We start from the raw sequence: 13884 nt of genomic DNA, 5'->3' as shown, positions 1-13884 counted from the left end.
AAAAATAGTTTTTAAAATTTTTTCTTTGGGGTTTCACCAGTAACAACTTTTAAACTGTCTATATATTTTCCTTCAATACCAAGTATAAAAGCGGTATATAATAATTGGGGTTTTATAGAGAGTTGTTTTTCTGCAACCTTAACTTTACTTCCTTTTAGTTTCCAATTTATTTTTTGTTGAAGTGGTGCTAAAGCTTTAGTATTTGTGATTTTAGGATAAGTAAGTGAAGATAACGATACAGTTTTTTCTGTTGAAGTTGCTTCTGCTGAAATTTCTTCGACTCCTGCTGCTAAATGAATCCATCTTATTTTTGCTTCATCAGGAGCACATTCAAACTCATCATTTAATATTTTAAGTTGGGGTAAATTTCCATTAGAAGTATTGTTTTCTTCACCTTCTACAATTTCATGCAATTTAGTTGTTGTGGTTTGCTCATTAGTTTGTGGGTGTTCTTGGGGTATACCATACAAAATTAAGGTATAAATACCATTTGTACCAATACCTACTTTTTTCTGAAGTAGTAATTTATTTTCTAGTTTTACTTCTATGGTATAAGTTCCTGAAGGTAATTTTTTATAAGTAGATAATTCGGTATACTTCATCTGTTGCTGAACTACCGATTGGTTATCTTTTTTAAAGTCAATTTCAATTGGTTTTTCAGTAAATAAAAACTGACCTATACGTAGTTGTGCAGGTTTTTTATTTGTTGAAACACAACTGGTAATTAATAAAAGGGCGGTAACTAATGAGATTAATTTAATTTTCATCTTGTTTAGCTTTTTGTTGTGTCTTTTCTTTTTGTTTTAATACATAAGGTCTGCCAAGCATAATAAGTAATACGATTGCTAATATTCCGCCAAGTGCAATTGGTTTAGAAATTACTAATCTAAAAATTAAAGAAACCCCTACTAAGATGCCAATAACAATTCCTACTAAAGGGATCCATTTTCTTTTTTCAGATTCTCTAAAAGCAATCCAATTTACAATTCCGAAGGTGAATAAGAAAGCTAAACTTGCCGCTTCTACTAAAGAACTTAAAGATCCCACAATGGCTAAAATTCCTGCTAAAACCCCTAATACAATAATAGAACGATCTGGTACATCATTTTTATTGGTATGATTAAACCAAGAAGGTAATTCTTTTTGAGAAGCAATACGTTTTGCCAAGTTAGCAGTAGAGAATAAGGTAGAGTTAATAGCGGCTGCAGTGGCAAAACCTGCAGCCACCGTCATCACAATAAGTCCGGTTTTTCCAAAAGCAGATTCAGCAGCAATTGAAAGTGCAATTTCTTTAAAACTAATCATAGAAGCCGCACCACCAACCATAGTGGCACCTAAAGCAACTACTGCATATAAAATAACCACAAAGATTACGGCACTCATTAGCGTAGGCATAAAACTTTTATCTGGATTTTTAATTTTATCATATTCATAGGTTAAGAGCTGAAACCCTTCATAGGCCATAAATATAGAAGCGCCTCCAATTAAACTAGACCACATAGGCCGCGGACTTATTCCTGCGGTTAATTGGGTAGTATCCCAATTGGCTAAACCGTATATACCTAAAGCTAGTAAAACCAATAAATTTACAGTTACAATGATAATTTCTACATTGGTAAGTTTTCCTACTCCAGCTAAATTTAGAAGAATTAAGGCAATAACAATTCCTGCGGCAAGCAATCGCATTAATAAAGGATCTCCATGAAAAGCAAACGAGAGGTAATGCCCAAAGGCATAAGCATACACAGATATGGTTAACACATAACCAATAATTAATAGCCAACTTAGATTTCCAGCCATTTTTTTATCATCTACTTTTTCTAGAAAGACAAAAGCACCGCCTTCTTCGTGAAATTTATTGGTTAAATATACATAACTATAAGCAGAGGGAATAGCAATTAGTCCTGTTAAAATAAAGGCTAACCACGTCCATTGTGCAGAGACAGCAATTACTACCCCAAGAACAGTGTAAATACCACCACCAACCATACCACCGGCGGCAAGAGCCCAAACTGAAATGGGACTTAGTTTAGAGGAATTATCACCCATAATTAAAAAATTCTAAATGATTTATTATCATTGATTTTTGAGTATTTTTCATGGTAAAATTCAATTTTAGATTAAAACTAATACATATAGAAGTTTTAGCTTGGCGCTGTACTTTAGTTTAGCTTTATTTTAACCCTATAAAAATCTTTAGCTTTCTAATTACTTTCGTATGCACTAGATTTAATTTTTGATAACTTTGTGCCTTTAGAAGAAAAATTATGACAGAAGAAAAGAAGTCACTCAATTTTATAGAGCAAATCATAGAAGATGATTTAGCTACAGGAAGCTACAAAAGAGAAAACCTTAAGTTTAGATTTCCTCCAGAACCTAATGGGTATTTGCACATTGGCCATGCCTCATCTATCAATTTAAATTTTGGATTAGGCTTACGTTATGATGCGCCAGTAAATCTTCGTTTTGATGATACTAATCCTATTAAAGAAGAACGAGAATTTGTAGATTCTATTAAACGAGATGTAGAATGGTTGGGCTTTAAGTGGGCAAAAGAATGCTATGCTTCAGATTATTTTCAGCAGTTGTACGACTGGACAGTAGAAATGATTAAGAATGGAGATGCTTATGTAGACAGTCAAACTTCTGAGGCAATTGCCAATCAAAAAGGAACTCCAACAAAACCTGGAACAGAAAGTCCATATCGTGAACGTTCTATAGAAGAAAATTTAGAAATTTTTGAAGCGATGAAGAATGGCGACACTCCAGAAGGAGCTCACGTACTTCGTGCCAAAATAGATATGACTTCTTCTAATATGTTAATGCGTGATCCTATTATGTACCGTTGTGTACACAAAGCACACCATAGAACTAATGAAGAATGGAAAATTTACCCAATGTACGATTGGGCACATGGAGAGAGTGATTTTATCGAATCAATTTCGCATTCATTTTGTACGTTAGAATTTCTTCCGCATAGAGAATTATACAATTGGTTTGTCAATAAAGTAAGTAAACCGGAAGAGTTTCAGCCTAAACAACGAGAGTTTGCACGCCGTAACTTAAGTCATACTGTAGTGAGTAAGCGTAAATTGGCACAATTGGTAGAAAAAGGGTTTGTAGAATCTTGGGACGATCCTCGTATGCCAACCATTTCTGGATTACGAAGAAGAGGTTACACACCAACTTCAATTAGAAATTTTGCAGAATCTATTGGAGTAGGGAAGCGTGAAAATATGATCGATCTTTCTCACTTAGAATTTTGTGCACGTGAAGATTTAAACAAAACTGCGCCACGTGTCATGGGAGTTCTTGATCCTGTAAAATTAGTCATTACTAATTACGATAAAGATGAAGAATGGTTAGAAGCAGAAAACAATCCAGAAGATGATTCTGCTGGAAGTAGACAAGTACCTTTTTCTAAAGAACTTTATATAGAACGTGAAGACTTTAAAGAAAGCGCCAATCGTAAATTCTTTAGATTAACTTTAGGAAAAGAAGTTCGACTAAAAAATGCTTATATCATTAAAGGTGAAGAGGTCGTAAAAGATGAACACGGTAATATAACTGAGATTCATTGTACTTACGATCCGTTAAGTAAAAGTGGGAGCGGTACCGAAGAATCTAAGCGTAAAGTAAAAGGAACTTTACATTGGGTTTCTATAAAACATGCGGTTGCTGCAGAAGTAAGATTGTACGATCGTTTATTTACGGTAGAAGCGCCAGATGCCGATAAAGAAAAAGATTACTTAGAGTTTGTAAATCCAGATTCTTTAGAAATAATTACTGGTTATGTAGAACCAAGTTTAAAAGAGGCTAAAGAGTTAGATCAATTTCAATTTCAACGTATTGGTTATTTCTGTTTAGATCAAACGAGTAGTTCAGAAAAATTAGTATTTAATAGAACTGTAAGTCTTCGAGATTCTTGGGCTAAAAAGCAATAAAATAATCATTCTATAACTATAAAGAAATAGCCAACTTAAAAATGAGTTGGCTATTTCTTTATAATAAACACTAATAATCTATTAAGATAAATTTAGCAATGACTTTCAGTATATTAACCCGTTATTAACAGGCGCCCATTGGTTTAAATGTTAAATTTGAACAAATTAATCATTAATTTTAAAAACAAAAATCATGGCAAATAACTCAGGAACAACATTTTTAGCATTAGTAACAGGTGCAGCAATTGGTGCAGGTCTAGGTTTACTTTATGCTCCAGATAAAGGAGAAAATACTCGAAAAAAAATAAATAAAGAAGCAAAGCAAGCCAAAAAAAGATTAGATAAGCAAGTAAGCGAAACTTCTACTCATCTTTCTGAGTCTGCTAAAAGCGCTAAATTAAATTTCGAATCTAAACTAGAAGAAACTTTATCTTCAGCAAGTTATAAAGCAGATGATATTTTATCTGCAATGGAAGAAAAATTAGAAGCTTTAAGAGAAAAAAACGCAAAATTTCATAAAGAAGCAAAAAAAGAAGAAATTAAAACTAATATCAAAAACGCAACTGTATAATTTATGCCTTTAAGCAAAATTACTCAACATATTGATGAATTGTATACAAATACCGAAGCGTACGTAGAAAGTACCTTAGAGTATTATAAATTGTTTGCCTTCAAAAAGCTTACAGAAAGTTCATCAATGTTGGTGAATATGCTTGTAGCAGGTAGTATTTTTTTAATTTTTATAGGTTTTTTATCTTTCGGAGGAGCCTTTTTAATAGGCACAGCTTTAGATAGTTATGCAGCAGGATTTTTTATTGTGGCTGGGTTTTATCTATTGCTTTTTATTATTTTCCTTCTCTTTGGTAAGAATATGTTTAATAGTATTATTTTAAGCAAATTTTCGAAAATGTTTTTTAATGAAAGCACTATAGATAATGTACTAGACGAACCTTTAAAAACTGAAGTAGACAACCAATGAAGATATACGAATCATACCAAGAAATTAATCACGATCTAAAGATTTTAAAACTTCAAAATCATATTGATAGGGAGCGTATAAAACTTACTGTTAACGATATAAAAGAAGATTTTTCTCCCGTAAGTGTAGCGACAGGGATTGCTGGTAAAATAGCTAAGAAAGCACTAATATTAAAGGTAGTATCTAAACTTATAGGAATACAAAAAGCTAAAATCGTAAATAAGTAATAAAAGTTGCTAAGTAAAAGAATAAAAAAAGCTCACGTTAGAAGTGAGCTTTTTTTATTGAAATATATTTTTAATCTTCACTACGATATTCATCATCACTAGGAGGGAGCGGTTTAGGCTTTGGCTTCTGTTTTTTCTTATTGGTAATACCTTTAAGCTGGTTTTGTTTTTTAATTTCTTCACCAATCTGGTTTGAAGCAGTGAATGAAGCAATCATATTATTTAGCATATCACTTCCTGCTTGTGGAGAGTTAGGCAATAAAATAAGGTTACTGTTAGTCTCTTCACCAATCGACTGTAACGTATCGTAATGTTGTGTAACTACAATTAAGGCAGAAGCTTCTTGTGAGTTAATGCCTACATTATTTAACACATCGACAGATTCTTCTAAACCACGTGCAATCTCTCGACGCTGATCGGCGATACCTTGACCTTGTAAACGCTTACTTTCTGCTTCAGCTCTTGCTTTGGCTACAATTTTAATACGCTCTGCTTCAGCTTCATATTCGGCAGCTACTTTTTCACGTTCAGAGGCATTAATACGGTTCATCGCCGCTTTTACTTGCACATCAGGATCAATATCGGTCACTAAGGTTTTAATAATATCGTAACCATAATCGATCATGGCATCATTCAATTCTAACTTAACGGCATTTGCAATGTCATCTTTACGTTCAAAAACGTCGTCTAACTTCATTTTAGGCACTTCTGCACGTACCACATCAAAAACATAAGAAGTAATCTGATCTTGCGGATTTTCAAGCTTATAAAAAGCTTCATAAACCTTTAATTTAATTACTTGAAATTGAACTGAAATTTTTAGTCGAACAAATACATCATCTTTTGTTTTTGTTTCTACCAAGACATCTAATTGCTGAATCTTCAAATTAATTCTTCCAGCAATTTTATCGAATATTGGAATTTTAAATTGAAGTCCAGAGTTTCTGATGCTGTTGAATCTCCCGAAGCGTTCTACAATGGCTGCGGTTTGCTGTTTCACGGTAAAAATACCAGTGACAAGGATGATTAGTCCCAAAAAAATAATAAATCCTGTAAAGAATAATCCCATAATTTTTTTAATTGATTAATAGTTTAAATATACAAGATTAACCCTTAGTTTTTGTTTGTTCATAAAAAAAAGCAGCTTGAATTTTCAAACTGCTTTTTTAATTTAGTTCTATTTCTTTTATGCTGAATTTGATTCAGTATAAAAAAAGGCTAACTCAGCTTTTCATTGGCAAAGTCTATTCGCTGTAGCGTTTCTTCTTTTCCGATTGAAGTCATGATATGAAACAAATCGGGTCCTTTCATTTCTCCTACTAAAGCAAGACGTAAGGGTTGCATTACTTTTCCAAATCCAATACCTTGTTCGTTAATCCAACCTTTAAGATGTTCTTGCAGGTTTTCTTGAGTAAAATCTTCTACTTCAGCAATTACATTTTTTACATTTTGCATGATTTCAGCAGTTCCTTCTTTCCAAGCTTTTTTAGCAGCTTTCGCATCAAATTCTGTAGGCGCTACAAAATAAAAAGAAGACAGTTCCCAAAAATCGCTTATAAATGTTGCTCGTTCTTTAATGGTTTTAATTACTTCTTCTACATAAGTTAAAGCAGGTTCTAAATATTTTTCTTTTAGAATAGGTAAAAATTCTTCTGCTAAATTAATGTTGTCTTGTTCTTGCAAGTAGTGGTGCTGAAACCATTTTGTTTTTTCAGGATCAAATTTAGAACCTCCTTTAGAAACGTGTTGTAAGCTAAAAGCTTTTACTAATTCTTCTAGGGTATAAATTTCTTTTTCAGATCCTTCACCTTCGTTCCAACCCAAGAATACCAACATATTAATTACCGTTTGTGGCAAATAACCATCTTCACGATAACCTGAAGCTAGATCACCTGTTTTAGGATCTTTCCATTGTAATGGAAATACAGGGAATCCCATTTTATCACCATCACGTTTACTTAATTTACCTTTTCCTGTGGGTTTTAAAATAAGCGGTAAATGCGCAAATTTTGGAATCTCCCATCCAAAAGCACGATATAACAAAACGTGTAAAGCCATAGAAGGTAACCATTCTTCACCACGAATAACGTGTGTAATTTTCATTAAATGGTCATCTACGATATTTGCCAAATGATAGGTTGGCATCCCGTCACTTTTAAATAAAACCTTATCGTCAAGCACTTTCGTATTTACTTGTATATCACCTCTAATTTCGTCTTGCAAATCAAGTTCTTCATTTTCTGGGGCTTTAAACCGAATGACATAAGCTTCGCCACTTTCGATTTTCTGTTTTACTTCTTCTTTAGAAAGTGATAAAGAATTGTTTAACTCATTACGGTTATGCCAATTGTAAATAAAGGTTTCTTTTTTAGCTTCAAGTTCGGCTCTTTTTTCAGCAAGTTCTTCAGGAGTATCAAATGCATAATAAGCATTTCCACTAGCTAATAATTTCTCGGCATATTCTCTGTACAAACCTTTACGCTCACTCTGGCGATAAGGTCCTAAATCTGCTTCTTTACCAGGGCCTTCATCATAAGGAATATTCAACCAGTTTAAAGCTTCTATAATATAATCTTCGGCACCGGGAACATAACGATTTTGGTCGGTATCTTCTATTCGCAATACAAAATCACCTTCATGCTTTTTAGCAAAAAGGTAGTTAAATAAAGCAGTTCTAACACCGCCAATATGTAAAGGTCCGGTTGGGCTTGGAGCGAAACGCACGCGTACTTTCTGAGACATTCTTTTCTGTTTTTTAGCAAAGATACAATCTTATCTATCGAATATTCAACCCAAACCAGAAGATATAATGGGTAAGATATTTGTTGAATAACTGGTGTTAAACTACTTAAGCCATTTAGATAGCTTAAATTTTTATTGTAGTTTTAGAAGTTACACAAAATACAAACAGATTTTAGATGAATAATTACCAACTTATCAAGCATAAGTTAGAAGCTTTTATTAGAAAATATTATGTAAACGAATTAGTGAAAGGTGCAATTTTATTTTTCGCTATAGGTTTTTTATATTTTTTAGTGACCGTTTCTTTTGAATATTTTTTCTGGCTAAATACCCTTGGGAGAAAAATTTTATTTTGGCTTTTTGTTGGGGTAGAGGCGAGTTTGTTTGGAAGATTTATTTTATACCCGTTAGCAAAATTATTCAAACTATCTAAAGGTATAGATTATGAACAGGCTTCTAAAATTATCGGAGAACATTTTTCTGAAGTTAACGATAAACTACTAAATATACTTCAGCTTCATAAAAATGCAACTACAAATGATTCTGAATTATTATTAGCGAGTATCGATCAAAAATCTATAGAATTACAACCAGTACCTTTTCAAATTGCGGTTAATTTTAAATCGAATTTAAAATATCTAAAATATGCCATTATTCCGGTGTTTATCTTTTTAGCGATTTACATTTCTGGTAACAGTTATTTATTTTCAGAAAGTTATACGCGTGTCGTAAATTACGATCAAGCTTACGAGCCACCGGCGCCTTTTTCATTTCAGCTGAATCAAAATAACTTACAGGTTAAAGAAAATGAAAGTCTAACACTACAAATTCATACGGACGGAAGTGTAATTCCAGAAAATGCAAGTATTCATTATAATGGAGAAACGTATTTTTTGAAAAAAATTAATCCCGGAGTTTTCGAATATACGTTTGACCGCGTTTCAAAGAATACCGAATTCTACTTCAGTTCTAACGAGGTGACATCAAAACCATATCAATTAGAAGTGATTAATGTACCAATTCTGGTTAATTTTGTAATCCAATTAGATTATCCTGCGTATGTCGCTAAAAAAGATGAAGAAATTCAAGGTACTGGAAATGCAACTATCCCAGAAGGAACTAAAGTTTCTTGGAAATTAAAAGCAAAATCTACCAATCAAATTCAGCTAAATTTACCAGATACTTCAAGAGTTTTTCAAAAAAGCGATGATGAATTTTCTCTTCAACAACAAATATTTAGAAGCACTAATTATCAAATATCGACATCTAATAAACAGCTTAAAAATTACGAGCAACTGTCTTATCAATTAAAAGTAGTTCGTGATGAATTTCCAGAGTTAGAGCTAGAGATGAAAAGAGATTCTTTAGATAATCAAATCATGTATTTCTACGGAAAAGTTGCAGATGACTACGGATTAAAAAATTTAGAATTGATTTACTTTCCAGTTGAAAACCCTAAACAGATTAAAAAAGAAAACATAAAAATTAGCACTTCTACGTTTGATGATTTTGTGTATTCGTTCCCAAATGATTTGGACTTAGAACGCGGAAAACCTTACGAATTTTATTTTCAGGTTTACGATAATGATCAGTTAAATGGCAATAAGCGAACTAAAAGTGAAACTTTCTCGTATCGAAAATTTACCGAAGATGAAGAGACTCAACAACAATTAAACAGTCAAGAAGAAACCATTAAAGATATGGATAATTCTTTGGAGAAGATGAAGGAAGGAAATAAGGAACTTCAAGAATTAGATCAATTACAAAAAGAAAAAAAAGAACTGAATTATAATGATCGCAAGAAGTTAGAAAATTACATACAGCGCCAACAGCAGCAAGAGAAAATGATGAAAGAATACTCTAAGCAAATGAAGGAAAACTTAGAGAAATTTCAACGTGAAAAAAGCGATAAATTTAAAGAACAGTTGCAAGAACGTTTACAAAAAAATGAAGAACGTATTGAGCAAAATGAAGAATTGCTGAAAGAACTGGAGAAATATCAAGATAAAATTGGGAAAGAAGAACTCAATCAAAAAATAGAAAAGTTAAGTAAGCAAAATCAAAATGAACAAAAAAGTTTAGAGCAACTCTTAGAACTTACCAAGCGTTATTATGTTCAGAAAAAGGCAGAGCAGGTTTCTAAAGAAATGACAGAGCTGGGTAAGAAACAAGAAAAGCTTGCCCAAAATGAAGAAGAAAATTCAGCAGCAGAACAACATAAAATGAATAAAGCTTTTGAAGAATTACAAAAGCAGTTAGATGATTTAAATAAAGAAAATCAAAATCTTGAAAAACCAATGGATCTTCCTCGTGACGCTCAAAAAGAAGAAGGAGTAAAAAAGGATCAAAAAACGGCTAGCGAAGAATTGCAAAAATCTGAAACGCAAGAGTCAAAAAAATCTTCTGAAGAATCTGAGGATTCTGATCCTAGTGACGAGAATAATCCTGAAAAAAATCAAGAAGGAGATAAGCAAGATGGCAAGTCACAAAAGCCTTCGCCTTCTCAAAAAGCTAAGCAAAAGCAAAAATCTGCTGGAGAGAAAATGCAAGAAATGGGTCAGCAAATGATGAGTAAAATGCAACAAGGTGGAGCCGAACAAAATAAAGAAGACGCTGCAATGCTCAGACAAATTCTAGATAATCTTATTACTTTTTCTTTTCAGCAAGAAGATTTAATGGAAGATTTCAAAAACATTAAAGAAAATAGTCCGCAATATGCTAAGAAACTACGCTACCAATACGTACTAAAAGAAAACTTTAATCACGTTGATGATAGTTTATATGCCTTAGCTTTGCGTAACCCAATGATAGGAGATCAGATAACATCTCAGCTTACCGATATTGAATTTAATATTGATAAATCTTTAGAAAGGTTATCAGAAAATCAAATTCACACTGGAGTTTCCAGTCAACAATATGTGTTTAAAGGAACTAATGATTTAGCCAATATGTTAAACGAATCTTTGCAGCAAATGCAATCTATGGCTATGGGTTCTGGTCAAGGAGAAGGACAACCAAGTCCTGGTCAAGGAGAAGGCCAAATTGAAGGAAGAGGTTTTCAACTGCAAGATATTATTCAAAAACAAGGTGAATTAGGTGAACAAGTAGGTGAGGGTAAGGGAAAAAAAGAAGCACAATCAGGGAGTCCAGGTTCTGGTAAAGAAGGAGAATCTGTACAAGGAAGTGAAAATGGAAAAAGCGGTGAAAACGGACAATCTGGAGGAAATAGTAAAGATGGCAATGGAGGTCAACTAGAACAACAGGGCAGCAAATCTTCAGAACAATTAAGCGGAGAAATTTACGAGATTTATAAGGAACAACAAGAATTGAGAAATCAATTAGAAGATATGATTCGCAAAGAGGGTTTAGATGTTAAAGCGCAAAACTTAGCTCGACAAATGAAACAAGTAGAAGATGAATTATTAAGAGGTGGTGTAACTGAACGTACAGAATCACAGATGAAGAATATTCAACACCAATTATTAAAATTAGAAGAAGCTTCTTTGCAAAAAGGCCAAGACAATAAGCGTGAATCTGAAACTAACAGAAAAGATTATCAAAATACAACTCAACTTCAATTAGATAAGGCGAAAGAATATTTCAACACTACTGAAATTTTAAATAGACAAAGCTTACCTTTGCAGCAAAATTTTAAGATAAAAGTTAAAGAATATTTCAAAGCGAATGATTAATTTTTTTAATGAAAATAATTTCGAATTAGAGAATAAACCAACTTATGAAAATTGGTTGCGTAAGGTTTTAATATCAGAAGAAAAGAAAGAAGGAGATATCAATTATATTTTTTGTGATGATGAATATTTACATGATATAAATGTAAAGTATTTAAATCATGACGACTATACAGACATCATCAGTTTTGATAATACTGTAGGTAATATTTTACATGGTGATATTTTTATAAGCACTGAGCGTGTAGCGGAAAATGCATTAAAATTTAAGGTTTCTTTTGATGAAGAATTAAAACGAGTAATTGCTCACGGTCTTTTACACTTTTGTGGTTATAAAGATAAATCTGAAGAAGATGCACAGTTAATGCGTGCTAAAGAAAATGAAAAAATTAAAATGTTCCACGTGGAACAATAGAAATTTATAAGGTAATGTTTGATAAAGAATATGATGTAATAGTAGTAGGAGGTGGCCACGCAGGAAGTGAAGCTGCCGCTGCCGCTGCTAATATGGGAAGTAAAACCTTATTAGTCACGATGAATTTGCAAAATATAGCACAAATGTCTTGTAACCCTGCAATGGGAGGTATTGCTAAAGGGCAAATTGTTCGTGAAATTGATGCTTTGGGTGGCTATAGCGGAATTGTAAGTGACACTAGTGCTATTCAATTTAAAATGCTGAATAAATCTAAAGGACCCGCTATGTGGAGTCCGCGTGTGCAAAGTGACCGCATGCGTTTTGCTGAAGATTGGCGTTTAATGTTAGAACAAACTCCAAACTTAGATTTTTACCAAGAAATGGTTTCAGGTATTCTTTCTGAAAACGGAAAAGTAACCGGCGTAAAAACATTTCTAGGTTTAGAGATAAAAGCTAAAAGTGTAGTGCTGACCAATGGTACTTTTCTTAACGGACTAATACATATTGGAGAAAAGAATTTTGGTGGTGGAAGATCTGGTGAAAGAGCTGCCACAGGAATTACTGCAGATTTACTTAATCTTGGTTTTGAGTCGGGAAGAATGAAAACAGGAACGCCGCCAAGAGTGGATGGACGTTCGTTAGATTTTTCTAAAATGGTAGAACAACCAGGAGATGATGTTCCAGCAAAGTTTTCTTATCTGGATGTGACGAAACCTTTAAAAGAACAACGTTCTTGTCATATGACCTATACTTCTCCAGAAGTACATAATTTATTAAAAGAAGGCTTTGATCGTTCTCCTATGTTTAATGGAAGAATTGAAAGTGTTGGACCTAGATATTGCCCCAGTATAGAAGATAAAATAAATCGTTTTGCAGATAAAGATCGTCATCAATTATTTGTTGAACCAGAAGGATGGAAAACCGTAGAATATTATGTGAATGGGTTTTCAACTTCGTTGCCAGAAGATGTTCAGTATAAAGCCTTGAAATCTGTAGCTGGTTTTGAAAACGTAAAGTTTTTTAGACCTGGTTACGCTATCGAGTATGACTATTTTCCACCTACACAGTTACAACATACGTTAGAAACTAAACTGGTAGAAGGTTTATATTTTGCCGGTCAAATTAACGGAACCACTGGTTATGAAGAAGCAGCTTGCCAAGGATTAATGGCTGGTATTAATGCAGCATTGAAAGTTCAAGAACGAGAAGAATTTGTATTAAGTAGAGATGAAGCTTATATAGGTGTTTTAATAGACGATTTAATTACTAAAGGAACAGAAGAGCCTTATCGTATGTTTACATCACGAGCTGAGTACAGAACGCTTTTACGACAAGATAATGCGGACTTTAGATTAACAGAAAAATCGTATAAACTTGGTTTAGCTTCTCAAAAACGTATGGTGCGAATGGAGTCGAAGAAAGACTCTTCAGATGCATTTGTCTCTTTTTTTAGAGAAACAAGTGTTAATCCTGAAGAAATAAATCCGATATTAGAAGCGAATAATTCAGCAACTGTAAAGCAAAGCGGTAAGATGTTTAAGGTTTTTGCGCGTCCTAATATATCGATGGATGATATGCGAAAAATTGATTCTGTAGAGAAGTACATTCAAGAGCATCAGTTTGATCACGAAGTATTGGAGCAAACAGAAATTCAGGTGAAGTATTCTGGTTATATTGAAAAGGAAAAAAATAATGCAGATAAACTCCATCGTTTAGAAAACTTGAAAATTCCTTCAGATTTCGATTATATGAAATTACAATCAATGTCTATGGAAGCGAGAGAAAAATTGAATAAAATTCAACCAAAAACCGTATCTCAAGCTTCAAGAGTAAGTGGAGTAAGTCCTGCAGATATATCGGTACTTTTAGTTTTTATGGGTAGGTAATT

Annotated in this window: 11 protein-coding genes; 7 read left to right on the top strand and 4 right to left on the bottom strand. The window is 33.1% G+C overall.

What is annotated here, in order from left to right; genetic code table 11:
* Positions 1 to 11: 11 nt before the first annotated feature.
* On the bottom strand, positions 12 to 767 hold the full coding sequence (locus KW502_RS07090) for a DUF4397 domain-containing protein (protein WP_219039851.1): 756 nt from the start codon (positions 765 to 767) through the stop codon (positions 12 to 14).
* The gene (locus KW502_RS07085; protein WP_219039850.1) at positions 757 to 2049 is read right to left on the bottom strand and encodes an APC family permease; all 1293 of its coding nucleotides are present in this window, start codon (positions 2047 to 2049) and stop codon (positions 757 to 759) included. Before KW502_RS07085 ends, KW502_RS07090 begins: the two co-directional genes overlap by 11 nt.
* A 218-nt stretch (positions 2050 to 2267) precedes the next feature.
* On the opposite strand from KW502_RS07085, the gene KW502_RS07080 reads away from it, so the two are divergent.
* The 4 genes from KW502_RS07080 to KW502_RS07065 all read left to right on the top strand — a co-directional run bounded on the left by KW502_RS07080 (position 2268) and on the right by KW502_RS07065 (position 5150).
* On the top strand, positions 2268 to 3944 hold the full coding sequence (locus KW502_RS07080) for a glutamine--tRNA ligase/YqeY domain fusion protein (RefSeq protein WP_219039849.1): 1677 nt from the start codon (positions 2268 to 2270) through the stop codon (positions 3942 to 3944).
* A gap of 193 nt (positions 3945 to 4137) precedes the next feature.
* Complete coding sequence (locus KW502_RS07075; protein ID WP_219039848.1) at positions 4138 to 4515, top strand: YtxH domain-containing protein; 378 nt, start codon at positions 4138 to 4140, stop codon at positions 4513 to 4515.
* 3 nt (positions 4516 to 4518) lie between these two features.
* Positions 4519 to 4923 carry a phage holin family protein gene (locus KW502_RS07070; protein ID WP_219039847.1) on the top strand — a complete coding sequence of 135 codons (405 nt, stop codon included), beginning with the start codon at positions 4519 to 4521 and terminating at the stop codon, positions 4921 to 4923.
* Entirely contained in the window at positions 4920 to 5150 is a 231-nt protein-coding gene (locus tag KW502_RS07065) for a DUF6327 family protein (RefSeq protein WP_219039846.1), read from the top strand. The genes KW502_RS07070 and KW502_RS07065 overlap by 4 nt, the downstream gene beginning before the upstream one ends.
* 70 nt (positions 5151 to 5220) lie before the next feature.
* On the opposite strand, the gene KW502_RS07060 is transcribed toward KW502_RS07065, so the two are convergent.
* Both KW502_RS07060 and gltX read right to left on the bottom strand, forming a co-directional pair.
* The gene (locus tag KW502_RS07060; RefSeq protein ID WP_219039845.1) at positions 5221 to 6219 is read right to left on the bottom strand and encodes an SPFH domain-containing protein; all 999 of its coding nucleotides are present in this window, start codon (positions 6217 to 6219) and stop codon (positions 5221 to 5223) included.
* 149 nt (positions 6220 to 6368) lie between these two features.
* Positions 6369 to 7892 (bottom strand): glutamate--tRNA ligase, encoded by a 1524-nt coding sequence (gene gltX, locus KW502_RS07055; protein WP_219039844.1) that lies wholly within the window; start codon positions 7890 to 7892, stop codon positions 6369 to 6371.
* A gap of 176 nt (positions 7893 to 8068) precedes the next feature.
* Here gltX and KW502_RS07050 point away from each other — a divergent pair, with 176 nt between their 5' ends.
* The 3 genes from KW502_RS07050 to mnmG are packed head-to-tail and all read left to right on the top strand — an operon-like array spanning position 8069 to position 13882.
* Entirely contained in the window at positions 8069 to 11584 is a 3516-nt protein-coding gene (locus KW502_RS07050; RefSeq protein WP_219039843.1) for a DUF4175 family protein, read from the top strand.
* Positions 11577 to 11996: an rRNA maturation RNase YbeY gene (gene ybeY, locus KW502_RS07045; RefSeq protein WP_219039842.1), complete on the top strand. Its 420-nt coding sequence runs from the start codon at positions 11577 to 11579 to the stop codon at positions 11994 to 11996. Before KW502_RS07050 ends, ybeY begins: the two co-directional genes overlap by 8 nt.
* A 14-nt stretch (positions 11997 to 12010) precedes the next feature.
* On the top strand, positions 12011 to 13882 hold the full coding sequence (gene mnmG / locus KW502_RS07040) for a tRNA uridine-5-carboxymethylaminomethyl(34) synthesis enzyme MnmG (protein ID WP_219039841.1): 1872 nt from the start codon (positions 12011 to 12013) through the stop codon (positions 13880 to 13882).
* The last annotated feature ends 2 nt before the right edge of the window (positions 13883 to 13884 follow it).

It is taken from the genome of Mesonia aestuariivivens, from assembly GCF_019311235.1.
Classification (GTDB): Bacteria; Bacteroidota; Bacteroidia; order Flavobacteriales; family Flavobacteriaceae; genus Mesonia; species Mesonia aestuariivivens.
The sequence above is the reverse complement of the archived record's forward strand: the minus strand, read 5'-3'. Positions and strand labels throughout refer to the sequence as shown.

Coding starts and splice junctions, on each gene's coding strand:
- ybeY (WP_219039842.1), top strand. CDS start 11,577: ATGATTAATTTTTTTAATGAAAATAATTTCGAATTAGAGAATAAACCA.
- KW502_RS07080 (WP_219039849.1), top strand. CDS start 2,268: ATGACAGAAGAAAAGAAGTCACTCAATTTTATAGAGCAAATCATAGAA.
- KW502_RS07050 (WP_219039843.1), top strand. CDS start 8,069: ATGAATAATTACCAACTTATCAAGCATAAGTTAGAAGCTTTTATTAGA.
- mnmG (WP_219039841.1), top strand. CDS start 12,011: ATGTTTGATAAAGAATATGATGTAATAGTAGTAGGAGGTGGCCACGCA.
- gltX (WP_219039844.1), bottom strand. CDS start 7,892: ATGTCTCAGAAAGTACGCGTGCGTTTCGCTCCAAGCCCAACCGGACCT.
- KW502_RS07070 (WP_219039847.1), top strand. CDS start 4,519: ATGCCTTTAAGCAAAATTACTCAACATATTGATGAATTGTATACAAAT.
- KW502_RS07085 (WP_219039850.1), bottom strand. CDS start 2,049: ATGGGTGATAATTCCTCTAAACTAAGTCCCATTTCAGTTTGGGCTCTT.
- KW502_RS07075 (WP_219039848.1), top strand. CDS start 4,138: ATGGCAAATAACTCAGGAACAACATTTTTAGCATTAGTAACAGGTGCA.
- KW502_RS07065 (WP_219039846.1), top strand. CDS start 4,920: ATGAAGATATACGAATCATACCAAGAAATTAATCACGATCTAAAGATT.
- KW502_RS07060 (WP_219039845.1), bottom strand. CDS start 6,219: ATGGGATTATTCTTTACAGGATTTATTATTTTTTTGGGACTAATCATC.
- KW502_RS07090 (WP_219039851.1), bottom strand. CDS start 767: ATGAAAATTAAATTAATCTCATTAGTTACCGCCCTTTTATTAATTACC.